This window comes from Cupriavidus sp. Met-2 (genome assembly GCF_049843575.1).
Lineage (GTDB): Bacteria > Pseudomonadota > Gammaproteobacteria > Burkholderiales > Burkholderiaceae > Cupriavidus > Cupriavidus metallidurans.
This window is the reverse complement of sequence record NZ_JBBHZL010000014.1, coordinates 156,558-178,950: the sequence shown is the minus strand read 5'-3', so window position 1 is coordinate 178,950 and position 22,393 is coordinate 156,558. Positions and strand designations below refer to the sequence as shown.

Sequence of the window (22,393 nt, the reverse complement as noted above, 5' to 3'; positions counted from 1 at the left end):
CCCCGCGCCGGGGGCGAGAGCCGTGGCCGATCAGTAGCGGTAGTGGTCGGCCTTGTACGGGCCTTCCTTCTTCACGCCGATGTAGGCCGCCTGCTGCTCGGTCAGCTCGGTCAGTTGCGCGTTCAGCTTCCGGAGCTGCAGGCGCGCGACCTTCTCGTCCAGATGCTTCGGCAGCACGTACACGCCAACCGGGTACTTGCCGCTGTCACGTTCGGCCCACAGTTCGATCTGGGCGATCGTCTGGTTGGCGAACGAGCTGCTCATCACGTACGACGGGTGGCCCGTGGCACAGCCCAGGTTCACCAGACGGCCCTTGGCCAGGATGATGATTTTCTTGCCGTCCGGGAACTTGACGTGGTCAACCTGCGGCTTGATCTCGTCCCATTCGTACTTCTCGACCGATGCGATGTCGATTTCGTTGTCGAAGTGGCCAATGTTGCAGACGATGGCCTGGTCCTTCATCTTGGCCATGTGGTCGTGCGTGATCACGTGGTAATTGCCGGTGCAGGTCACGAAGATGTCACCGTGCTCGGCGGCGTAGTCCATCGTCACCACGCGGTAGCCTTCCATGGCGGCTTGCAGCGCGCAAATCGGATCGATCTCGGTCACCCACACTTGCGCGGACAGCGCGCGCAGAGCCTGGGCGCTGCCCTTGCCCACGTCGCCGTAACCGGCAACCACGGCGATCTTGCCGGCGATCATCACGTCGGTGGCGCGCTTGATGCCGTCCACCAGCGATTCGCGGCAGCCGTAGAGGTTGTCGAACTTGCTCTTGGTCACCGAGTCGTTGACGTTGATGGCCGGGAACTTCAGTTCACCCTTTTGCGCCATCTGGTACAGGCGGTGCACGCCGGTGGTCGTTTCCTCGGTCACGCCGCGAATGGCGGCCAGGTTGCGGCTGTACCAGGTCGAATCCTTGGCCAGCTTTTCCTTGATGGCCGCGAACAGGAAGGTTTCTTCCTCGCTGGTCGGCTTGGCGATCAGCGACGCATCCTTTTCGGCGCGGGCACCCAGGTGCAGCAGCAGCGTGGCGTCGCCGCCATCGTCCAGGATCATGTTCGGCGTGCCGCCGTCGGCCCAGTCGAAGATGCGGTGCGTGAAGTCCCAGTATTCCTTCAGCGATTCGCCCTTGAAGGCGAACACGGGCGTGCCCGACGCGGCGATGGCGGCGGCGGCGTGATCCTGCGTCGAGAAGATGTTGCATGAGGCCCAGCGCACGTCGGCGCCCAGTGCCTTGAGCGTTTCGATCAGCACGGCGGTCTGGATCGTCATGTGCAGCGAACCGGCGATGCGCGCGCCCTTGAGCGGCTGCGCGGCGGCGAATTCGTCGCGAATGGCCATCAGACCGGGCATTTCGGTCTCGGCGATGGCGATTTCCTTGCGGCCCCAGCCGGCCAGGCCGATATCGGCCACGATGTAGTCTTGCTTCAGGTCGGTCACTGCGTTCATACGTCACTCCGTAGTTGAAGTGGTCACGCAAGAAACGGGAGGGCGACAAGATGACGGCAGCCCCGATGGGGTGCCGATGGCCGCGCCAGCACTTGGCATGGCGGGCGGACAGGTCGACTCGCGTCCGTGCGAACCACGGAACTGCGAGCGCCGTTGAAACATTCCGAGCCTGGCGGAAGGCGAGGCCATCCGTTGCAACGCTCCTCGGAGTGGCGGTATTGTAGCGTGCCTGTCCGCGCCTTGCGGCGTGAACAGGCACATTTTTCCGGTCTTTCTCCGTCTCTCCTCACCTTGCACATGCTCCCCACGCCACCCCGCACCCTGACCATCGCCGGATCCGACTCCGGAGGCGGGGCCGGTATCCAGGCCGATCTGAAGACGTTCGCGGCACTGGGATGTTTCGGCATGAGCGCGATCACCGCGATCACGGCTCAGAACACGCTCGGCGTGACCGGCGTCCACGCCATACCTGCCGAGATGGTGGCCGCGCAGATCGACGCCGTGGCCAGCGACATCGGCGTGGACGCGGCCAAGACCGGCATGCTGGGAACGGCCGCGATCGTCGAGGCCGTGGCCGGGGCGGTGGATCGGCATGGCATCCGCAAGCTTGTGGTGGACCCGGTGATGATTTCGACCTCGGGCGCCACGCTGTCCGACGACGCGACCAGCCAGGCGATGGTGAAACTGCTGTTTCCGCGCGCGATGCTGGTCACGCCGAACCTGCCTGAGGCGTCATACCTGCTGGGCCGCCGCATCACGCGCCGCGCCGAAATGGAGGCGGCCGCAGCAGACCTGCTTGCGCTCGGTTGCAAGGCGGTGCTGCTCAAGGGCGGCCATCTGGAAGATGACGGGCCCGGCAGCCTGGGCCTGGACGACCTGCTGATGCTGGCCGACGGCACCGTGCGCGTCTACACCCATCCGCGCGTCGATACGCCGAACCTGCACGGCACCGGCTGCACGCTGGCCGCCGCCATCGCGGCGCAGCTCGCCCGGGGCGATGCGCTGCCCGATGCGGTCGCCGCCGCGCTCGACTTCGTCGCGCAAGCCATCCGCTCGGGCGCCCGGCTGCGCCTTGGCGACGGCAACGGCCCCCTCAATCACAGCTTCGCGCCGCGCGCGCTGGGCTGATCGCGAGCATCGCGAAAACCATGCAGACACTGACCAACATCGACCTGCGCGAAGACCGCGCCGCCAACTGGTACGTCAAGGATGAAACGGTGCAGGTGGCCTTTGCCACCGAGCCGGGAGAACTGATCAGCCGCGAGGGCCCAAACCGCTATCAGCCGGGCGACGCGATCGTGACCGGCGCCACCGGCGATCGCTGGGTGGTTTCGCGCGGGCGCTTCGACCCACGGTATGTGGCGGTGGGGCCGAACGCCCATGGCGAGTCCGGCCCCTATCGCAACAAGCCGGTGCCGGTGCTGGCCAAGGAGATGACGCACGCATTCGCGATTGCGCGTTCGACCGGCGGCGATGTGCTGACCGGCAAGCCGGGCGACTGGCTGATGCAATACGCGCCCGGCGACTATGGCATCACCGAGCGCGCGCGATTTGAAGCGGTGTACCGTCCGGCGGACGGTCCGAAAGATTAATCGCCGCCGACCAGCTTCACGAGCTTGAACGATGCACGGGCCACGCAGCAGAGCGTGCCCGTCGCGTCGCGTGCCTCACCTTCGCAGAACGCGATCTTGGCGCCACGACGCATGATGCGCGCCTCGAACGTCAGCTCGCCGCGTGCGGCGGACAGGAAATGCGTGGACATGTCGATCGTGATGACGCCGGTCTCCAGCGGGGCATGAGACCGTGCCGCACCGCTCAGCGTGAAGTCGAGCACCGCCATCAGGGTGCCGCCATGCACATCGCCCCGGCTGTTCACCACGTTTGGATTGGCCGGCAGACGCGTGCGGCACAGACCCTCTTCCATATGCACGGGCTGCAGGCCCAGCAGGCGCATCAACGGAATGTCAATGCCGAAGTAAGGCTTATCGGGGGTGCCCGGTGCGGCGGGGATGATCTCGTTCACTGCTGTTTCCTCTCTGCAGGGTTCCGTTCCGTAGTGCGGAACCTCAGTCCTTTAATGGTGAGCGAAAGAGGATATGCGCAATTGCCGGGCGCCACCAGCCGGGCTGGCCGGTCAGCGCCCAAAGTCTACGTCCGGATCAGGCAAACAAGGCGTTGAGCCCCGCCACCGCCGCCGGCACATCGCTGGCTTCCGTGATCGCACGCACCACGGCAGCGCTGCCGACGCCCACCGCAAGCACTTCCCCCATGTTGCCTGCGTTCACCCCGCCGATGCCGACCAGCGACGGGATCACAGGCTGCATTAACGCCACGTAGGACTGGAAGCGGCCCATGCCCTGCGGCTGGGTTGGCATGACCTTGGTGGTGGTCGGGAAGATCGCGCCAAGCGCGAGGTAGCTCGGCGAGATCGCGGCCACGCGCAGCATTTCCGCATAGCCGTGCGTGGACACCCCGAGGCGCAGGCCCGACGCGCGGATCGCGTCGAGGTCGGCGTCGTCCAGATCCTCCTGCCCGAGATGAATCCCGTAGATGCCGCTGTCGCCACCGCAAGCTGCGTGGTGATCGATCGCCACACGCCAGTGATCGTTGATGAACAGGCGCGACTGCGAACCCTTGGCGGCCTTCGCGGCGCGTGCCACTTCATGCTTCACCGCGTCGGCATCGCCAGACTTGAAGCGCAGCTGCACGGTCGGCACGGCCAGCGGCACGAGCGTCTCGATCCACGCCGCGCTCGGCATCACGGCATAGAGACCGAGATCCGGCGGACAAGGCGCGAAGGGCTGCGCGGTCTGGCCCGGCGGCACCAGCGCCGCATGTCGCACCTGCGGAAAGCGCGCGAAATCGTTCGGCCAGGCCGTGGCGCCCGGCAGCCAGGCGCGGGCAATGCACAGGGCGTCGTGCGCCGGAAAGTGCAGCGACAACGCGGCGCGCAGCACGGCCACGAACGCGGCCGAATGCGGCGTGTCGTCGTCGGCCCGCACGTCGAGCACCCAGGTACCCATCGGCGAGCGCACGGTGTCGATCCAGCGGCCGCCTTCGCGCTCCGATTCGATCAGCACAGCATCGGCGGCCACCACGCGATCGATCAGATCCCCCGTGGCCTCGCCATCGGACAGCACCACGTCATGGCGATCGAGCGCGGCGGGAGCATTCGCCGCCGACCAGATGCGCCATGGCGTTTCGTCACGGCCAAACATCGCGGCGTAACGCGCCATCAAGTCATCGAACAGCGCGGCGTCGATGGCCGCGGCAACACCCTGACGTGTCATGCGCGGTCCTCCGCGCCTTCGGCGTGCCAGAACGGCATCCCCACCACAGGCGTGCTGGCCTGGGCCACCTCGCGCTCGGGCATCGGGCCGGCCAGGTAGGCGGTGCGCCCGGCTTCCACGGCCAGCGCGAACGCGCGCGCCATGTTCACCGGATACGCGGACTGGGCCACGGCCGTATTGAGCAGCACACCGTCGTAGCCCCACTCCAGCACCTGCGCCGCATGCGACGGCAGGCCGAGGCCGGCATCGACGATCAGCGGGGTGTCGGGCAGACGGTCGCGCAGCGTGCGCATCGCGTGCGGGTTCACCGCGCCACGGCCTGTGCCGATCGGGGCAGCCCACGGCATCAGCGCCTGGCAACCGACGTCTAGCAGGCGGCGACACAGCACGAGGTCCTCGGTGCAGTACGGCAGCACCTTGAAGCCTTCCTTGACCAGCGTCTCGGCCACGGCAGGCATGTTGAGCGTGTCGGGCTGCAGCGTGTAGTCGTCGCCGATCAGTTCCAGCTTGATCCAGTCGGTCTCGAATACCTCGCGGGCCATCATCGCCGTGGTGATCACTTCCTGCGCCGTGAAGCAGCCGGCGGTATTGGGCAGCACCGGCACGCCCAGCGTGCGCAGCATCTGCCAGAAGGTCTCGCCGCCGAGCGTCTGGCCATCACCGCTGCCCACGGCGGTCTGACGGCGCAGCGCCACCGTGATCATGGCCGGACGCGAGGCTTCCACGGCCGCCTGCAGCGTGGCGGGGGACGGGTAGCGTGCCGTGCCGAGCAGCAGGCGCGACGCGAACGATTCCCCGTACAGCACGAACGGATCGCGCAGGGTTTCAGTTGGTTCGAATGTCATAAGGGACTTAGCCTCCCGTCACGGGTTGCACGAGATCGATCTGGTCGCCCGCGGCCAACAGCGTGGCCGCATGGCGGGTGCGCGGGACGAACTGGCCGTTCACCGCGGCGGCGAACGGCGGCGCGATGGCCGCCGCCGTCACCGCGTCCGCCAGCGTGGCGGCTTCGGGCAACTCGGTCGGTCGGCCATTGAGCAGGATTTCCATGGTGTCTGTCTGATTAGTGCAGCAGGCCGCTGCCGGCCCCGGCCCTAGCCGATAGCATCGCGGTGCCACGCTCCTGCACGGCTTCGATCATGCCGGGCCAGCGCAACGCGGCTGGCACCGCGTGCGCGGCGGGGTCACCGCCGAGCATCGCGCGCACGACGGCACACGCAGCCTCCGTCACGGCCGGCGCGATCAGCCAGCCATGTCGATAGAGTCCGTTGACTCGCACGACGCGTGCCTGCTGGTCGACGCGAATCGCCGGCAGATGGTCGGGGCGGGTTGGCCGCCGCTGGACATTGAGTTCGAGCACGCGCGCCTCGCCGAACGCTGGATGCAGCGAATGCGCGGCCGAGAGCAGTTCGAGCGCGGAACGCACGCTCATTGGCGATTCGTCCTCGCTTTCGAGTTCCGTGGCGCCGATCACGTAGAGATCGTTCGGCTTCGGAGCGATATAGATCGGGTAGCGCGGATGCAGCAGTCGCACCGGGCGATGCAGCTTCACATCCGGCGCGTGGACGCGCACAACTTCGCCGCGCAGGCCGCGCAGGCCCGGCAGCGCGGTCTCGCCGCCCGCGGACGCATTGGTCCATGCGGCGCGCGCGCCCAGGCCGCGGCAGTCGAGCACCACGCCAGCGCGAATACCCAGCGCGGGCAAGGCGTCGGCATCGATGTCACCGGCCTCCCAGACGCAGTGCAAGCCCTCGGTCACGGCGCAGTTCAGCAGCGCGTGCATCGCGCCTCGGTTGTCGAGCTGCCCTTCACCCTGCAGCAGCAGGCCTTGCGGAAAGCGCCCCGCCAAGGCCGGCTCGATCTGGCCTACGCCTTCGCCGTCGAGCGCGCGCAGGCGTTGCTGCACCAGATCGGGCGGCGCCACGGCACGCATACGCCCCGTGAACAGCGACACCTCGCTGCGGTCACGCGCGTGCCAGACCACCAGCGTGCCGTCCTCCTGGAAGAACACGGGCTCTGGCAATTCGCCGATCCAGGTACGCCAGAGATCGACGCTGGTCATGCCGAGATCGACGATGCGGCGCTCGGCAATCGCCGATTCCGCCAGCGGCGCCAGCATGGCCGCCGCCACATGCGCGGCCGAGCCGCTGCCGTCGGGTCCGCCACGCTCGATCAGCGCCACGCGGGCGCCGGCACGCACGAGCTGCCAGGCGGATAACCGCCCGGCCAGGCCGGCACCGAGGATGGCGACATCGAAGGACTGTACTGCTGTCATGAGATTGTTTGCCGGCGGCATGAGAAAGGTATGTGCCGTCCGGCCTCCGGTTGGGTGAATACCGCCGCGCCGCGTGGGGGCGCCGCGCGCGGGACTCAGGTGCTACGGGTACTGCGGATACTGCCGGGCGCGGCCACAAGGGCCGCACCCGTCTGCACGTCGGCGCAGATAGCGGCTTACGAGTAGATCTTCGAGCCCGTCTTCACGAACTCAATCGACTTCTCCTGCATTCCGCGTTCGGCTTCCGGCAGCGATGCCGCGTAGTCGCGCACTTCCTGCGTGATCTTCATCGAGCAGAACTTCGGCCCGCACATCGAGCAGAAGTGGGCGATCTTGGCGCCTTCGGCCGGCAGCGTGGCGTCGTGGAACGAACGCGCGCGCTCGGGATCGAGACCGAGGTTGAACTGGTCTTCCCAGCGGAACTCGAAGCGCGCCTTGGACAGCGCGTTGTCGCGGAGCTGCGCGCCGGGCCAGCCCTTGGCCAGGTCGGCGGCGTGCGCGGCGATCTTGTACGTGATGATGCCCTCGCGCACGTCTTCCTTGTCCGGCAGGCCCAGGTGCTCCTTCGGCGTGACGTAGCACAGCATCGCGGTGCCCATCCAGCCGATGTTGGCGGCGCCAATGCCGCTGGTGATGTGGTCGTAGCCCGGCGCGATGTCGGTGACCAGCGGTCCCAGCGTGTAGAACGGCGCTTCGTAGCAGTGCTTGAGCTCTTCGTCCATGTTGGCCTGGATGCGCTGCAGCGGCACGTGGCCCGGGCCTTCGATCATCACCTGCACGTCGTGCTCCCACGCCTTGGCGGTCAGTTCGCCAAGCGTGCGCAGTTCGCCGAACTGGGCGTCATCGTTCGAATCGGCGATACAGCCCGGACGCAGACCATCACCCAGGCTGAACGACACGTCGTACGCCTTCATGATTTCGCAGATCTCGTCGAAGTGCGTGTACAGGAAATTTTCCTTGTGGTGCGCCAGGCACCACTTGGCCATGATCGAACCACCGCGCGAGACGATGCCGGTCACGCGGTCGGCCGTCATCGGCACGTAGCGCAGCAGCACGCCGGCGTGGATCGTGAAGTAGTCCACGCCCTGCTCTGCCTGCTCGATCAGCGTGTCGCGGAACATCTCCCAGGTCAGGTCCTCGGCGATACCGCCGGTCTTGTCCAGCGCCTGGTAGATGGGCACCGTGCCGATGGGCACCGGCGAGTTGCGCAGGATCCACTCGCGCGTTTCGTGGATGTGCTTGCCGGTGGACAGATCCATGATGGTGTCGGCGCCCCAGCGGATCGACCACACCATCTTTTCCACTTCCTCGGCCAGCGACGACGTCACCGCCGAATTGCCCAGGTTGCCGTTGATCTTGACGCGGAAGTTGCGGCCGATCGCCATCGGCTCCAGTTCCGTGTGGTTGATGTTGGCCGGAATGATGGCGCGGCCGGCGGCCACTTCGCGGCGCACGAATTCCGGCGTCATGTCTTCCGGACGCAGCGGCAGAGCGGCGCCCAGGGCGTTGCCCGGATGCTGTCGCAGCAGCGCCTTGTACTCGGGCTTGTCGTAGAGCGCCTGCAGGTTCAGCGATTCGCGCAGCGCCACGTATTCCATTTCGGGCGTGATGATGCCCTTGCGTGCGTAGTGCATCTGCGACACGTTCGCGCCGGCCTTGGCGCGGCGCGGGTTCGTCAGTTGCGCGAAGCGCAGGTGTGCCGTGGCGGGGTCATTGGCGCGTGCCAGGCCGTACTCCGACGACAGGCCAGTCAGCACCTCGGTGTCGTTGCGCTCTTCGATCCACTTGGCGCGGACGGGCGGCAGGCCGGCCTTCAGGTCGATATGCACGTCCGGATCGCTGTACGGTCCCGAGGTGTCATAGACGGGAATCGGCGGGTTCGCCATCTCGCCCTTCTCGGTGCGCGTGGCGGTCTGCAGGATCGTGCGCAGCGGCACGCGGATGTCCGGCCGGCTGCCGGTGATATAGGTCTTGCTGGAAGCCGGGTAGGCGAATTTCTGGTCGAGATCGCTTTCGAGCGATTCAAACGAAGCAGCGGGGGCAGTACGGGCCATGGGTATCGTCCTCTCTCATGCGGGGATGGACGAAACCAGGAGCCCTGTGAGGTCCGTCGCGAGGCATGGCCGGCGGCGGTGTCCCGTTTGTGCGGATCAATGTGGAAATCCGCGGGACTAGAGCAATTCGGTTCTATTTGAAACTTCCCACGCCGGTACTAGCCGGATCGGGTTCGAAGGGACTCTCTCAGCCGCCCGGCCCATCCGAACGGCACCCCTGTTTCATCCAACGGGGTGAATTTAAGCACAAGCCCCTGCCTGACGCCAGCCAAAGATCGGTTGCATCTGTCATGCATCACAGTATCGGAATCGATATGTTGCGGTGCACGATAACGGCGGATGCAAGCAGGCTGGCCGGTCTTGTGGCGGGATTCGGCAGTGTTGCGCGCGCCGTTGTTGCCGTACCATGAACCGCATCAGGCTGCCCCCTCGATCGAATTCCGCACGCAGGAGATGCCATGGACGCCACATCCTTTCCCGATGCCGGCAGTGCGCAAACCCATACGGTGTTCAACCAGGTGCCCGATCTGGCGCACTACAACCTGTTCGAATCGGACCCCGGCCTGCGTGCCGCGCTGGATCGCCTGGGCGGCGCGTGGCACGCGGATACGCTCGCCGCATTCGGCGCGCGGCTGGGCGATCCGGAGGTGCAGGCATGGGCCGCGGACGCCAACCGATTTACCCCCGAACTGCATACGCACAGCCGCACTGGCGAGCGGATCGACCAGGTGGAGTTCCACCCGTCGTGGCACAACCTGCTGGCGCTGCTGCGCAGCCAGCAACTCCAGGCCATGCCCTTCGCCCAGCCACGCCCCGGCGTCTGGGCCGCGCGCACGGTGGGCTACTTCCTGCAGGCCCAGGTTGAATCTGGCTCGCTGTGTCCCACCACGATGACGCTCGCAAGTATTCCGGTCCTGCGCAAGGAACCCGCGTTGTTCTGTGATCTCGAACCGCGCCTCTACGCCACCGAACACGATGCGCGCGACCTGCCGTGGCGCGGCAAGACCGCCGTGATGATCGGCATGGGCATGACCGAGAAACAGGGCGGCTCAGACGTGCGCGCCAACACCACGGTGGCGCTGCCCGTGCGCGGCGACGGCCGGGGCGCGGAATATGCGCTGACAGGCCACAAGTGGTTTTTCTCGGCGCCGATGTGCGACGCGCATCTGGTGGTCGCCCGCATGGGCGCGGCCGACGGGCCGCTCTCGTGCTTCTTCGTGCCGCGCTTCCGCGACGACGGCAGCAAGAATCCGATCCTGATCCAGCGGCTCAAGGACAAGCTCGGCAACCGCTCCAACTCGAGCAGCGAAGTCGAGTTCCGCGGCACCACCGGTATCCTGATTGGCGAGGAAGGCCGGGGCATCCCCACAATCATCGAGATGGCCACCAACACGCGACTCGACTGCGTGATCGGCAGCGCGGCGCTGCTGCGAGCCGGTCTGGTGCAGGCGCTCCACCATGCACGGCACCGCATGGCGTTCGGCAGGCTGCTGGCGGACCAGCCGCTGATGCGCAACGTGCTGGCCGACCTGACGCTCGAATCCGAGGCCGCCACACTGATGATGATGGCGCTGGCACATGCCTTCGAACATGCCGACGACGATCCGCTGGCCGCCGCCTGGAAACGCGTGATGACCCCGGCGGCCAAATTCTGGATCTGCAAGCGCGCGCTGGAGGCCACCGGCGAGACGATGGAGGTCTGGGGCGGCAACGGCTACGTGGAGGACGGCCCGATGGCGCGGCTGTATCGCGAAGCGCCGGTCAACTCGATCTGGGAAGGCTCGGGCAACATCATGTGCCTGGATGTCCTGCGCGCACTCCAGCGTGACCCCGGCGATGGCGCGCGCATCCTGCAGGATCTGGCGCGGCTGTCGAATGGTGACGCCGCCGTGCGCGCGGAGCTGGCGTCGCTGCAGGCAATGCTGCGAGGGCCCGCTGAACAGCTCGAAACCAGCGCGCGACGTTTTGCGCAAGGACTGGTGCTGACGGCACAGGCCGCGCTGATGATCGCGCACGGCAATGCCGAATCGGCGGCGCTGTTCGTCGCAAGCCGGCTTGGCCGCCAACACGGCCGCGTGTTCGGCACGCTCGACGCCGACGCCAGCACGCTGGCGCGCATCGCGGCACGCGCCTGGCCCGCCTGAGGCCACCGAAAAGCAACGACAGACCGTGTGGAGAGATCGCACGAAAGTTGATGTGCCGCAATTCACTCATCTTCATGGGGATGCGTGCACTCCGTAAACGTTGAGGTGACGGGCAGTCGGCCCGCTGCGAAATCCAAGTCACCCAACGGACGACGCTTGCCTTGCGGCGTGCGTCGAATAGCCCCATGACTATCAGCAAACGTCTGTTACTTACGCTCTCCATTGCACTGCTCGCGCTGCTCTTTGTCGGCATCGGCGGCATCTGGCAGATGGGCGAATCGGAGAAACGCCTCGAGTACTTCAACGACAACACGCTCGGCAGCGTCCATGACCTGAATACCGTCGCCGAATCGGTCGCCGCAATGCGTATCGAGTTGTATCGCCACGGCCTCAGCGAGGACGCCAAGGGTCTGGCCGAGATCGAGCAACAATTCGACGAGGCCAGCAAGCGCTTTGACAGGATGATCGACAAGTACGAGCGCGATGACATCTCGGACGAAACGGACCGCGCAATGCTTGCGGCCGATCGCGCCGCGGTCAAACACTATCGCGACCAGATCCCGGCCTTCTTCGAGCGCTCCCGTACCGGCGACTATGCCGGCGCGAAGCAGATGCTGACGGCCGGCGAGCTGTTCAAGGCCTCCCTGGCGCTGCGTAAAACGGTGGCCGAGCACCTCGAGTACAACACCAAGCAGGGCGGGATCGCCGTGGAGAACAACAAGGCCCAACATGCACGGTCTGTCAGCATTTCCCTGAGCGTGATCGTCATTACCGTCGCCCTCACGGCCATCATGGCGCTGATGCTGTTCCGGCGGATCCGAGGCAGCCTGGCGCAGATCCAGGGCTCGCTCGAATACGTCAGCCGCACGCTCGACCTCGATCATCGTGCCGCCGTGGACCGGCTCGACGAAATCGGCCTTACCGCGCAATCGTTCAACACGCTGCTCGAGCGCGTGGCGGGTACGTTGCGCGACGTACGTCGATCGACCGATTCTGTCGGCGTCGCGGCCGCGCAGATTGCCGCCGGGAACACCGACCTGTCCTCGCGCACGGAACAACAGGCGGCCTCGCTCGAGGAGACCGCCTCGAGCATGGAGCAATTGAGCACGACTGTCCGCCAGAACGCCGACAACGCCCAGCAGGCATCGTCGCTGGCCAGCAACGCCGCGCAGGTGGCAGATCAAGGCAACCAGGCGGTCAACCAGATGGTGGAGACGATGGGCGCGATCAGCACCAGTTCCGGGCGCATCGCCGAGATCACGAACATGATCGAGGGCATTGCGTTCCAGACCAACATCCTCGCGCTCAATGCCGCCGTGGAAGCCGCACGCGCGGGGGAACAGGGCCGCGGATTCGCCGTGGTGGCGGGCGAAGTGCGCAGCCTCGCGCAACGCTCTTCCAGCGCGGCCAAGGAAATCAAGGATCTGATCGAAGCCTCGGCGGAAACCGTGCGTGCCGGCTCCGAGCAGGCGCATGGCGTGGGAAGCACGATGACGGAGATCCAGCAAGCCGTGAGGCGTGTGTCGGACATCATCACGGAGATCTCTGCGGCCTCGCGGGAGCAGAGCACCGGCATCGAGCAGGTGGGACACGCAGTGGGCCAGATGGACCAGGTCACGCAGCAGAACGCGGCACTGGTCGAAGAAGCCGCCGCCGCCGCGCAGTCGCTTGACGAACAAGCCAGCAAGCTGCGCGAGATGGTGGGCCAGTTCAGGATGAGCGTCTGAGTACGCCGTCCACGGAGGTCACCCGGTACGCCGCCAACGCGGCGGCCTGCGTCAATCGGCCGCCACGGTTTCGAGAATCCGCAACGTCACATGCGGCGCGTAGCGAATCAGGTCGTGGGCACGCTCGCCGATCATGATCGCCGGCGCGTTTGCGTCACCACCTATCAGCGTCGGCATGATCGATGCATCCACCACCCGCAGGCCCTCGATGCCGCGCACGCGCAGTTGAGGGTCCACCACCGCCAGCGGGTCCATGCCCATGCGGCAGGTGCCCACCGGCTGACAGGCCGATTGCGCGTGCGCGCGAATCCAGGCCCGCGCGGCTTCGTCATTGCCGCCATCGTCACGCAGTTGGCCCAGCCGCAGATCCTGCCCGCCGAATGCCGCAAGCGGCGCCTGCGCCAGGATACGTCGCGCGATACGCAACCCGTCGAGCAGGCCGTCCATGTCCTGCGGGTCCGACAGATAATGCGGATCGATCAGCGGCGCCTTGCGCGAGTCCGGCGACGCCAGCCGCACCACGCCACGGCTGCGCGGGCGCAGCACACTGGCATGGCACGCGTAGCCATGCCCCAGGCGCAGGCGGCGCGTCTCATCGTCGACGAGCCCCACCACGAAACTCAATTGCAGGTCGGGCTCGGCCAGCCCGGGGCGGCTGCGCACGAAGGCGCCTGCTTCGGCCAGGTTCGATGTCAGCATGCCCGATCGCCCGCGCCGATAGCGCAGGCTTTCGCCAATCAGCCGGAAGGCGCTACCCAGCGAAATGCCGAACAGCTCGGACGCACGCACGCGTCTTTGCACCGCGACATCCACGTGATCCTGCAGATTGGCGCCAACGCCAGGCAGATCGTGGACCACCGGAACGCCAAACTCGCGCAGATGCATCATCGGCCCCACGCCGGAGGCCATCAGCAATTGCGGAGACCCGAACGCGCCTGCGGCAAGGATCACCTCCCGCCGCGCGCGGATTTCCAGTTCCTTGCCGTCGCGCCACGCCACGACGCCCACCGCACGCCTGCGCTCGAACAGCACGCGCAGCACCTGCACCCCTGTCAGCACGTGCAGGTGGCTGCGTCCGCCGTTGCTGGTCCGGTTGCGGGCGTTGCCGCCGTGCAGATAGGCGCGCGCGGCATTCCATCGCTCGCCATTGTGCTGGGTCACCTGATACCAGCCCACGCCTTCCTGCTCGTCGCCGTTGAAGTCGCCGTTGCGTACGATGCCGGCGCGCTGTGCTGCGTCGATGAAATGGTGCGCGAACGGGTTCGGCGAGCGCAGGTCGCTGACGTGCAGCGGCCCAGTGCCACCGTGAAGCGGATCGTCGTCCTCGCCGGCCAGACGCTCGTTGCACTCGGCGCGGCGGAAATACGGCAGCACGTCGTCCCACGACCAGCCGTCGCAGCCGGCATCGGCCCAGGCGTCGTAGTCGGCCGGGCGGCCGCGCGTGTAGATCATGGCGGAGATCAAGGACGAGCCGCCGAGGCCGCGTCCAGCCGGCTGGCTGACTCGCCTGCCGTCCAGCCCTTCCTGCGGAACGGTCCGGTATCCGACGTTGCGCGAGCCGGCCCGTGGCAGGAACGCAGCGCCCGCGGCGGGTGTGCGTACCAGCACATGGTGATCGTGGCCGCCTGCCTCGAGCAGCGCGATACTGTCGTTGCCACTGTCGGCCAGCCGCCCGGCCAGCGCGCAGCCGGCTGAGCCGGCGCCCACGACGAGATAGTCAAAGGTCGCTTCCATCTGTCTCCTCGCGTGTCGGTGTCCGTACTGCCAGTCCCCAGCGGACGCGTGTCGCGAGAATCCAGTGTAGGCGCTGGCGCGGGGGGTCGTGAAGCGCGGCGATGCCACTTCTCCCAACCCGGTCGCCGCGCGGTGTTTGGTAGTCGCCCTCCATTGCGATAACCGCGCGGCTGGCTTATGGTGGCCGATGGCCTGCGGGCTGCCGCCCCGCCCCGGAACCAAACCGTGTCCCAGAAGGAGACCGCCAATGAGAGAAGTGCCCGCCATGTCGTCCTTGTTTGATGCAATGCGCGCAGCCTCGCGGCACGACCAGACACCACCATGGGATGTGCGGGCCGACCGGCTGCGCCGCTTGCGCAGGCTCGTGCAGGCCAATCATGACGCCATCGCCGCAGCCATCAGCGCGGACTTCACCAACCGTCCACATCAGGAGACCGCGCTGCTGGAAGTGTTCCCGAGCGTGGCCGGGATCGATGACGCATTGCGGCACGGCAAGCGCTGGATGCGCGTGCGCCGCGCCAGCACCGGCCTCTGGTTCAAGCCTGGCCGCTCGCGCCTGATGCCGCAGCCGCTTGGCGTGGTCGGCATCGTGGTGCCGTGGAACTACCCGCTGTACCTGACCATCGGACCGCTGACCGGCGCGCTGGCGGCCGGCAATCGCGCAATGGTCAAGCTGTCGGAGTACACGCCGCGCTTCTCCGCGTTGTTCGCGCAACTGGTGCAGGCGGCCTTCGCGCCCGACGAGGTGGCCGTGATCAACGGCGACGCCGAAGTGGCCGCCGCCTTCAGCACCCTGCCGTTCGACCACCTGCTGTTCACGGGCTCGACCAATGTCGGCCACCATGTGATGCGGGCCGCTGCGGCGAACCTCACACCGGTCACGCTGGAACTGGGCGGCAAGTCACCCGCGATCATCGGGCCGCACGCGGATTTCGAGCGGGCCGTGGAGCGGATTCTGGTGGGCAAGCTGCTGAACGCGGGCCAGACCTGCATCGCGCCCGACTACGTGCTGGTGCAAGCCGACCAACGCGACCGCTTCGCGGAGGCGGCTCGCCGCTGCGCCAGCCGGCTTTATCCCGATATCGCGCGCAACCCCGACTACACCAGCATCATCAGCCCGCGTCACTTCGACCGGCTGGTATCGATGATCGCCGCCGCCACTGCGGCGGGGGCGCACGCGGTGCCACTGACCGACGCCACGCCGGACGCCGCCGCGCGCCGGCTGCCACCTGTGCTGCTGACGGATGTGCCGGACAACGTGATGGCGATGCAGGAGGAAATCTTCGGGCCGGTACTGCCCGTGGTGACGTATCGCAGCATCGAGGACGCGATCGGCTTCGTGAACGCGCGCCCGCGCCCGCTGGCGCTTTATGTGTTCGACAAATCGGGGGATGTGGTGGACCGTGTGATGCGCCAGACCGTAGCCGGCGGCGTGACCGTCAACGACACGCTATTCCATATCGCCCAGGACGACCTGCCATTTGGCGGCGTCGGCCCGAGCGGCATGGGCGTCTATCACGGCAAGGCCGGCTTCGAGACGTTCTCGAAGCTCAAGCCGATCTTCCATCAGGCCGGCCTTAATGGCGCCGGGCTGCTCAAGCCGCCCTATGGCAAGCGGTTCGAGTCGATGTTGAAGCTGCTGCTGCGCTGACAACGCCCCGCTCCCGCGCTACGGGAACGGGCGTATTTCCCGCCTTCAAGCCGCCAGCATCGGCTTGCCCAGCATCTTCGACAACACAGCCTCGGGCGAGTGCGTGCGGTCACCAATGGCGGCGGGGTCCAGGTAGATGGTCTGTTCCATCATGGCCTTGCCGCGCATGGCCGCATGGAGAAGCTGGTCGCTGAACACGATCCAGGTCGAACCTGGCGGGAACTGGAATTCCTGTTGCGGCACCGACTTCTGGTAGTCGAGATCGGCCTTGGCCAGATCATGCAACTGCAGCATGCGATGGTCGTACTCGCTGCGTGCGCGCTTGGTGATGTGCAGCGTCTTCATCAGCCAGGATTGACCGGGCCACATCCCGTGGGTCTTCGGCACGAAGCGCCCCGCGAAATCGGCGAATGGCTCGCCCACGCGCCAGACGCGGGGTGCCTCCGGATCGATGTTGTGAAACACACGCAGCAGGCGCTTGCCAAGCAGCGGATTCGAAGGGAACGCATCGACGTGCAGGCGCGTGTCGTCCTTGCGCCAGCTCACCGGGCGTCCGGCGATCTCGCTCGGCCGCAGCGAGGTACCCGCGCGCGTCATGTGCGGCCCATACTCGGGGAACAGCGCGTGAATCAGCGACTCGGTCGATTCGGCGTACCGGCGGATCAGGTTGTAGAGATCGGTCAGGTCCTGCTGGGTACCCGCCGCGCCGCGCACGGCACCTTCGTTGGCACGCAGGTTGATGTTCTTCGACTTGCCGTCCGAGTAGCGGCTATCGAGAAAACGCTCTTCTCCCGGCGCAAATCGGAAATGCAGGTTCGGGAAATACAGCACGGCGCCTTGTTCCAGTTCACGGCGCAGAGTCGCCTGCGTCTCCGGCGAGACTTCGGGCGACCAGTCGGTGTAGGGCTGAGTACGGATCAGATCCAGAGACATAGCCATTCCATTAAGTTCGGATTGGACCGGATTTTACCCCTACTGCGCCCGAGGTCTTGTGCAGCAAGATCAACAAAAAACCCCGCGCGCTCCCGAAGGACCGGCGGGGTCTTGATCCGGCAGAACGCCCGGACGCAGCAGCAGGCGCTTACAGGCCGGCGGCAGCGCGCAGAATCGCGGCCTTGTCAGTGGCTTCCCACGAGAACTCCGGCTCCTCGCGGCCGAAGTGGCCATAGGCGGCGGTCTTCTCGTAGATCGGACGCAGCAGGTCCAGCATCTGGACGATGCCCTTCGGGCGCAGGTCGAAATGCTCCTGAACCAGCGCGGCGATCTTCTCGTCGGAGATCTTGCCGGTGCCTTCGGTGTACACGGTCACGTTGATCGGGCGGGCCACGCCGATCGCGTAGCTGACCTGCACCTGGCACTGGCGCGCCAGGCCGGCGGCCACGACGTTCTTGGCCACGTAGCGGGCGGCGTAGGCGGCCGAACGGTCCACCTTCGACGGATCCTTGCCCGAGAACGCACCGCCACCGTGCGGCGAAGCGCCACCATAGGTATCGACGATGATCTTGCGGCCGGTCAGGCCGCAATCGCCTTGCGGGCCACCGATCACGAAACGGCCGGTCGGGTTCACCAGGTACTTGGTTTCCTTGAGCATCTCGGCCGGCAGCACCGGCTTGATGATCTCTTCGATCACGGCTTCACGGATCTGGGCCTGCGAGATGTCCGGCGCGTGCTGGGTCGACAGGACCACGGTATCCACGCTGTGCGGACGGCCGTCCACGTAGCGCACGGTCACCTGCGACTTGGCGTCGGGACGCAGCCAGGGCAGGCGGCCGTCACGGCGCAGCAGCGACTGGCGCTCCACCAGGCGGTGCGAGTAGTAGATCGGGAACGGCATCAGTTCCGGCGTTTCGTCGCAGGCATAGCCGAACATCAGGCCCTGGTCGCCAGCGCCCTGGTTCAGGTAGTCGTCCGACGCGCGGTCGACGCCCTGGGCGATGTCGGGCGATTGCTTGTCGTAGGCCACCAGCACGGCGCAGCCCTTGTAGTCGATGCCGTACTCGGTGTTGTCGTAACCGATGCGCTTGATGGTTTCGCGCGCGACCTGGATGTAGTCGACGTTGGCGGTCGTGGTGATTTCACCCGCCAGCACGACAAGTCCCGTATTGCAAAGCGTCTCGGCCGCCACGCGGGCGTACTTGTCCTGGGCAAGGATCGCGTCCAGGACAGCATCCGAAATCTGGTCGGCTACTTTATCGGGATGGCCTTCGGAGACAGATTCCGAAGTAAAGAGGAAATCGTTCGACACGATCTGGTTTCTCCAAGTTGGCTATTGCGTGCCAGCCTCGGGAAACGATGCGGCGACGCTTTAGCGGTATTTTCAAGCCCCTCGGGTAGAGCGGCATCGCCCCGCAAGTTGTCAGTTAACTCGGCGATGCAGGCTATTATACGCGCCTGCCGGCCTCGCTGCAGCGTGCCATGTTGGGTATGCCACAGGCGGCGGCCGACGCGAACCCGATATTGTTATTCTCGGCCGGCGCGCTGCCGAATTTAGCCCTGACGGCGTCATGACATTTATTTTCTGGCTGATTTCCCGCTTACCACTGCGCGCGCTCCACGCGATCGGCGGCGCCCTGGGACTGCTGGCGGCGCGGCTGCCAGGCCGCTATGGACGCAGACTGGAGGAGAACTTCCGCCACGCCTATCCGGATGTATCCGACGCCATGCTGGCGGAAGCCGCGCGCCATTCGGGCCGGCTGATCATGGAAATGCCGTACTTCTGGAGCCGCAAATCCATCACGGTCCGCACGGACAACTTCGACGATCATCTCTGGCCAGAACTGGCGCGCCTGGAGGCGGCCGGCAATGGCGTGATCGTCCTGACGCCGCATCTGGGCTGCTTCGAGGTGCTGCCCCAGTCGTACGCGCGCCTGCGCCGCGTCACCGCGATGTTCAAGCCGCCGCACCAGGCTTGGCTGCGCGAGTTCGTCGAACGGATGCGCAGCCGGCCCAACATGGCGATGGCCCCGGCCAATCCACGCGGCGTGCGGATGCTGGTCAAGGCCCTGAAGCGCGGCGAAGCTGTCGGCATCCTGCCTGATCAGGTGCCAAGCGGCGGCGAGGGCACCTGGGCGCCTTTCTTCGGCAAGCCAGCCTATTCGATGACGCTGGTGCACCGGTTGCAGCAACTGACGAAGGCCCCGGTGGTGATGGTCTATGCCGAACGCCTGCCGAAGGGCGCAGGCTATCGCGGCCACCTGCGCATCCTGAACGATGGCGGGATGCTGCCCGAAGATCCCGCTGCGGCGTCGGCCGTAATCAATGCAGCTATCGAAGACTTGATCACTATCGACCCGACCCAGTACCTGTGGGGGTATAACCGCTACAAGTGTCCGACCGGCACGGAATTGCCGCCGGACACGTTCGCCACCACACAGGCCACTACACGTGCCACTACACAGGCCACTACCAACAACAACATTCAATGAGCCGGATCTTCACGTGGCTCGGCATCGGTCTGCTGACGGTGCTGGGCAAACTCCCCTACCCGTTCGTGGCCCGCTTCGGCGAGGCGCTGGGCAGCATTCTGTTCATGATCCCAAATCCGCGCCGCGAAGTGGTGCGGGCCAACCTTCGGCTGTGCTTCCCGGACAAGACCGATGCGGAAATCGAGGCGATGTCGCGCGAGACCTACCGCAAGGTCTTCCGCAGCTTTGCCGAGGGCGGCATCTTCTGGACATGCAACGAGAAAAAGATGCGCCAGCTGGTGCAGATCAACGACCAGGGCAACCTGCCCTCGCTCGACGGCTCGCCCCATATCCTGGTGACACTGCACCTGTCCGGCCTGGAAGCTGGTGCGATTCGCCTGACGATGCACCTGCGCGACACCGTGGGCCGTTCGGGCGCCTCGCTCTACACGGTGCAGAAGAACGCGCTGTTCGATGACTTCCTGAAGGTCGCGCGCGGCCGCTTTGGCGCCAACATGATTTCGCGCAACGACAGCGTGCGCAACATCCTCCGCGTGCTGAAGAAAGGCGAGGCCCTGCAGCTGATCTCCGACATGGACTTCGGCGAGCGCGACTCCGAGTTCGTGCCGTTCTTCGGCGTGGAGGCGCTGACCCTGACATCGGTCTCCCGGCTGGCCCGGCTTGCGGGCGCCAAGGTCGTACCCATCTACACCGAGCAGTTGCCAGACTACAAGGGGTATGTACTGCACATCCTGCCGCCTTGGGACGACTACCCCGGCGAAAGCGTCACCGACGACACACGGCGCATGAACGCGTTCTTCGAGGATGCCATCCGTCCGCGCGTGCCCGACTACTACTGGGTGCACAAACGCTTCAAGCACCGCCCGCCCGGCGAACCTGACATCTACTGATTACAATTCCGGACATGAAACTCCAGTTCACCAAGATGCACGGCGCCGGCAACGATTTCATCGTGCTGGACGGCATTCACCAGAAGCTCGACCTGACCGACGCGCAATGGCGCGCGCTGGCGAATCGCCATTTCGGCATCGGCGCCGACCAGATCCTGATCGTTGAAAAATCCTCGCGCGACGATGTGGATTTCCGCTACCGGATCGTCAACGCGGACGGCGGCGAAGTCGAACACTGCGGCAACGGCGCCCGTTGCTTCGTCCGCTTCGTCACGGATCGTGGCATGACCGACAAGCAGTCGGTCCGCGTGGAAGTCATGAACGGCGTCATCACGCTGAAGCTGCAGGACGACGGTCAGGTGACCGTGGACATGGGTGAGCCCGAACTCACGCCCGCCCGCGTGCCATTCATCGCCGACGGCCTGCCGACGCGCGCCGAAGCCCAGGACACGCTCTATGGTCTCGAAGTCAACGGCCGCACCGAGTGGATCTCGCCCGTGTCGATGGGCAATCCGCACGCGGTGCAGATCGTGGACGACGTAGAGCAATTCCCGGTGCTTCAGGACGGCCCGGTCATCGAGCACCACAAGTCGTTCCCGAACCGGGTCAATGCCGGATTCATGCAGATCGTCGACCGCAATACGGTGCGGCTGCGCGTGTTCGAACGCGGCGCGGGCGAAACGCTGGCGTGCGGCACGGGCGCCTGCGCGGCCGTGGTGGCTGGCATCCGCCGCGGCTTGCTGGACTCTCCGGTCAAGGTGCACACCCACGGCGGCGACCTGACCATCGCGTGGCAAGGCGCTGGCCAGCCCGTGCAGATGACGGGCCCCGCGACGACCGTGTTCGAAGGCACTATTGACCTCTCCACGCTGCCTGCCTGACCATTGAGGCTCGCAGACACACGGGGCCGGCCCGGCCCCGTCTTCGGGAGCACCAATGAAGCTGGACGATTTCTGCATCACCTCGGGCAAGGGGTTCAAGCTTGCCGCCTTCGACCCGGAGAGCAAGCCGTTCTCCCTGGGGGAAAAGGACGCTGACGTTGCGCATGTTGCCGACCTGTCGGCACGACTCGATGCGGAGCAGGACATTTTCTACGCCGAGCACCGCCGCAAGCTGTTGTTCATCCTGCAGGGCATGGACACCAGCGGCAAGGACGGCACCGTGCGCTCGGTCTTCCGGAATTTCGACCCACTAGGCGTGCGTGTCGCCAGCTTCAAGGCCCCTACGGCAGAGGAACTGGCGCGCGACTATCTGTGGCGCGTGCACCTGCAGGTACCACGCCAGGGCGAGATCGCCATCTTCAACCGCAGCCACTATGAAGACGTGCTGATCACGCGCGTGCATGGCTGGATCGACGACGAGGAATGCGAGCGCCGCTTCCGCCAGATCCGCGCGTTCGAGGAGATGTTGACGGAGACCGGGACGACGATCATCAAGTGCTTCCTGCACATTTCGAAAGCCGAGCAGAAGCGGCGACTCGAAGACCGCATCGCCGATCCGCAGAAGCACTGGAAGTTCGACATGCAGGATCTGGCAGAGCGCAAGTACTGGAAGGAGTACCAGCAGAGCTACGAGGCCGCAATTGCCGCCACAGCCACGCCGGCGTGCCCCTGGTACATCGTGCCCGCCGACTCGAAAAGCCACCGCAACCTGATGGTCGCGGAGATCCTTGCGGACGTGTTCCACAAACTCAAGCCAAGCTATCCGCCGCCCAAACCCGAGCTGGCAAAGGTGGCCGTGGAATAAGCGACCGT

General features: G+C 66.0%; 19 protein-coding genes and 2 riboswitches. Of the genes, 9 read left to right on the top strand and 10 right to left on the bottom strand.

Translation table 11 applies throughout. The features are described 5' to 3' along the window. Positions 1–30 precede the first annotated feature (30 nt). Positions 31–1,449 (bottom strand): adenosylhomocysteinase, encoded by a 1,419-nt coding sequence (gene ahcY, locus WD006_RS25355; RefSeq protein WP_008641860.1) that lies wholly within the window; start codon positions 1,447–1,449, stop codon positions 31–33. 138 nt (positions 1,450–1,587) lie between these two features. Next, positions 1,588–1,661, bottom strand: a riboswitch (S-adenosyl-L-homocysteine riboswitch). 85 nt (positions 1,662–1,746) lie between these two features. Here ahcY and thiD point away from each other — a divergent pair. Together thiD and WD006_RS25345 are read left to right on the top strand one after the other, a co-directional pair. After that, positions 1,747–2,577 (top strand): bifunctional hydroxymethylpyrimidine kinase/phosphomethylpyrimidine kinase, encoded by an 831-nt coding sequence (gene thiD / locus WD006_RS25350; protein WP_011515079.1) that lies wholly within the window; start codon positions 1,747–1,749, stop codon positions 2,575–2,577. Between the two features lie 20 nt (positions 2,578–2,597). Continuing rightward, entirely contained in the window at positions 2,598–3,041 is a 444-nt protein-coding gene (locus WD006_RS25345; RefSeq protein ID WP_011515078.1) for a PGDYG domain-containing protein, read from the top strand. Here WD006_RS25345 and WD006_RS25340 read toward each other — a convergent pair. The 6 genes from WD006_RS25340 to thiC all read right to left on the bottom strand — a co-directional run bounded on the left by WD006_RS25340 (position 3,038) and on the right by thiC (position 9,074). Next, on the bottom strand, positions 3,038–3,472 hold the full coding sequence (locus WD006_RS25340; protein ID WP_008648494.1) for a PaaI family thioesterase: 435 nt from the start codon (positions 3,470–3,472) through the stop codon (positions 3,038–3,040). The genes WD006_RS25345 and WD006_RS25340 overlap by 4 nt on opposite strands. A 136-nt stretch (positions 3,473–3,608) precedes the next feature. Further along, complete coding sequence (locus WD006_RS25335; protein ID WP_011515077.1) at positions 3,609–4,739, bottom strand: thiamine phosphate synthase; 1,131 nt, start codon at positions 4,737–4,739, stop codon at positions 3,609–3,611. Continuing rightward, a complete protein-coding gene (locus tag WD006_RS25330; RefSeq protein WP_008648498.1) occupies positions 4,736–5,584 on the bottom strand; it encodes a thiazole synthase in 849 nt (282 codons plus the stop codon). The genes WD006_RS25335 and WD006_RS25330 overlap by 4 nt, the downstream gene beginning before the upstream one ends. 7 nt (positions 5,585–5,591) lie before the next feature. After that, a complete protein-coding gene (thiS, locus tag WD006_RS25325; protein WP_011515076.1) occupies positions 5,592–5,789 on the bottom strand; it encodes a sulfur carrier protein ThiS in 198 nt (65 codons plus the stop codon). 13 nt (positions 5,790–5,802) lie between these two features. Then, the gene (locus tag WD006_RS25320; protein ID WP_227874052.1) at positions 5,803–7,014 is read right to left on the bottom strand and encodes an FAD-dependent oxidoreductase; all 1,212 of its coding nucleotides are present in this window, start codon (positions 7,012–7,014) and stop codon (positions 5,803–5,805) included. Positions 7,015–7,190: 176 nt separating this feature from the next. Further along, entirely contained in the window at positions 7,191–9,074 is a 1,884-nt protein-coding gene (gene thiC, locus WD006_RS25315) for a phosphomethylpyrimidine synthase ThiC (protein WP_175582377.1), read from the bottom strand. A 121-nt stretch (positions 9,075–9,195) separates the two neighbouring features. Then, positions 9,196–9,297, bottom strand: a riboswitch (TPP riboswitch). Between the two features lie 229 nt (positions 9,298–9,526). Between thiC and WD006_RS25310 the strand changes: the two genes are divergently transcribed. Both WD006_RS25310 and WD006_RS25305 read left to right on the top strand, forming a co-directional pair. Beyond that, the gene (locus WD006_RS25310; RefSeq protein WP_011515073.1) at positions 9,527–11,212 is read left to right on the top strand and encodes an acyl-CoA dehydrogenase family protein; all 1,686 of its coding nucleotides are present in this window, start codon (positions 9,527–9,529) and stop codon (positions 11,210–11,212) included. A gap of 185 nt (positions 11,213–11,397) precedes the next feature. Continuing rightward, complete coding sequence (locus WD006_RS25305; RefSeq protein WP_011515072.1) at positions 11,398–12,939, top strand: methyl-accepting chemotaxis protein; 1,542 nt, start codon at positions 11,398–11,400, stop codon at positions 12,937–12,939. A gap of 51 nt (positions 12,940–12,990) precedes the next feature. Here WD006_RS25305 and WD006_RS25300 read toward each other — a convergent pair whose 3' ends face one another. Continuing rightward, positions 12,991–14,673: a GMC family oxidoreductase gene (locus WD006_RS25300; RefSeq protein ID WP_011515071.1), complete on the bottom strand. Its 1,683-nt coding sequence runs from the start codon at positions 14,671–14,673 to the stop codon at positions 12,991–12,993. 247 nt (positions 14,674–14,920) lie between these two features. Between WD006_RS25300 and WD006_RS25295 the strand changes: the two genes are divergently transcribed. Next, a complete protein-coding gene (locus WD006_RS25295; protein WP_011515070.1) occupies positions 14,921–16,324 on the top strand; it encodes a coniferyl aldehyde dehydrogenase in 1,404 nt (467 codons plus the stop codon). A gap of 45 nt (positions 16,325–16,369) precedes the next feature. Here WD006_RS25295 and WD006_RS25290 read toward each other — a convergent pair whose 3' ends face one another. Both WD006_RS25290 and metK read right to left on the bottom strand, forming a co-directional pair. Next, on the bottom strand, positions 16,370–17,263 hold the full coding sequence (locus WD006_RS25290) for a Kdo hydroxylase family protein (protein ID WP_011515069.1): 894 nt from the start codon (positions 17,261–17,263) through the stop codon (positions 16,370–16,372). 142 nt (positions 17,264–17,405) lie between these two features. Then, positions 17,406–18,569 carry a methionine adenosyltransferase gene (gene metK / locus WD006_RS25285; protein WP_008648556.1) on the bottom strand — a complete coding sequence of 388 codons (1,164 nt, stop codon included), beginning with the start codon at positions 18,567–18,569 and terminating at the stop codon, positions 17,406–17,408. 259 nt (positions 18,570–18,828) lie between these two features. Between metK and WD006_RS25280 the strand changes: the two genes are divergently transcribed. The 4 genes from WD006_RS25280 to WD006_RS25265 are packed head-to-tail and all read left to right on the top strand — an operon-like array spanning position 18,829 to position 22,385. Beyond that, a complete protein-coding gene (locus WD006_RS25280) occupies positions 18,829–19,749 on the top strand; it encodes a lysophospholipid acyltransferase family protein (protein ID WP_011515068.1) in 921 nt (306 codons plus the stop codon). Further along, the gene (locus WD006_RS25275; RefSeq protein WP_011515067.1) at positions 19,746–20,639 is read left to right on the top strand and encodes a lipid A biosynthesis lauroyl acyltransferase; all 894 of its coding nucleotides are present in this window, start codon (positions 19,746–19,748) and stop codon (positions 20,637–20,639) included. Before WD006_RS25280 ends, WD006_RS25275 begins: the two co-directional genes overlap by 4 nt. A 14-nt stretch (positions 20,640–20,653) precedes the next feature. Continuing rightward, complete coding sequence (gene dapF, locus WD006_RS25270) at positions 20,654–21,520, top strand: diaminopimelate epimerase (RefSeq protein ID WP_011515066.1); 867 nt, start codon at positions 20,654–20,656, stop codon at positions 21,518–21,520. A gap of 55 nt (positions 21,521–21,575) precedes the next feature. Then, entirely contained in the window at positions 21,576–22,385 is an 810-nt protein-coding gene (locus WD006_RS25265) for a polyphosphate kinase 2 family protein (protein WP_011515065.1), read from the top strand. Positions 22,386–22,393 lie beyond the last annotated feature (8 nt).

Coding starts and splice junctions, on each gene's coding strand:
- ahcY (WP_008641860.1), bottom strand. CDS start 1,449: ATGAACGCAGTGACCGACCTGAAGCAAGACTACATCGTGGCCGATATC.
- WD006_RS25280 (WP_011515068.1), top strand. CDS start 18,829: ATGACATTTATTTTCTGGCTGATTTCCCGCTTACCACTGCGCGCGCTC.
- WD006_RS25320 (WP_227874052.1), bottom strand. CDS start 7,014: ATGACAGCAGTACAGTCCTTCGATGTCGCCATCCTCGGTGCCGGCCTG.
- WD006_RS25345 (WP_011515078.1), top strand. CDS start 2,598: ATGCAGACACTGACCAACATCGACCTGCGCGAAGACCGCGCCGCCAAC.
- WD006_RS25265 (WP_011515065.1), top strand. CDS start 21,576: ATGAAGCTGGACGATTTCTGCATCACCTCGGGCAAGGGGTTCAAGCTT.
- WD006_RS25290 (WP_011515069.1), bottom strand. CDS start 17,263: ATGGCTATGTCTCTGGATCTGATCCGTACTCAGCCCTACACCGACTGG.
- WD006_RS25310 (WP_011515073.1), top strand. CDS start 9,527: ATGGACGCCACATCCTTTCCCGATGCCGGCAGTGCGCAAACCCATACG.
- WD006_RS25305 (WP_011515072.1), top strand. CDS start 11,398: ATGACTATCAGCAAACGTCTGTTACTTACGCTCTCCATTGCACTGCTC.
- WD006_RS25295 (WP_011515070.1), top strand. CDS start 14,921: ATGAGAGAAGTGCCCGCCATGTCGTCCTTGTTTGATGCAATGCGCGCA.
- thiS (WP_011515076.1), bottom strand. CDS start 5,789: ATGGAAATCCTGCTCAATGGCCGACCGACCGAGTTGCCCGAAGCCGCC.
- WD006_RS25275 (WP_011515067.1), top strand. CDS start 19,746: ATGAGCCGGATCTTCACGTGGCTCGGCATCGGTCTGCTGACGGTGCTG.
- WD006_RS25330 (WP_008648498.1), bottom strand. CDS start 5,584: ATGACATTCGAACCAACTGAAACCCTGCGCGATCCGTTCGTGCTGTAC.
- dapF (WP_011515066.1), top strand. CDS start 20,654: ATGAAACTCCAGTTCACCAAGATGCACGGCGCCGGCAACGATTTCATC.
- WD006_RS25335 (WP_011515077.1), bottom strand. CDS start 4,739: ATGACACGTCAGGGTGTTGCCGCGGCCATCGACGCCGCGCTGTTCGAT.
- thiD (WP_011515079.1), top strand. CDS start 1,747: ATGCTCCCCACGCCACCCCGCACCCTGACCATCGCCGGATCCGACTCC.
- WD006_RS25300 (WP_011515071.1), bottom strand. CDS start 14,673: ATGGAAGCGACCTTTGACTATCTCGTCGTGGGCGCCGGCTCAGCCGGC.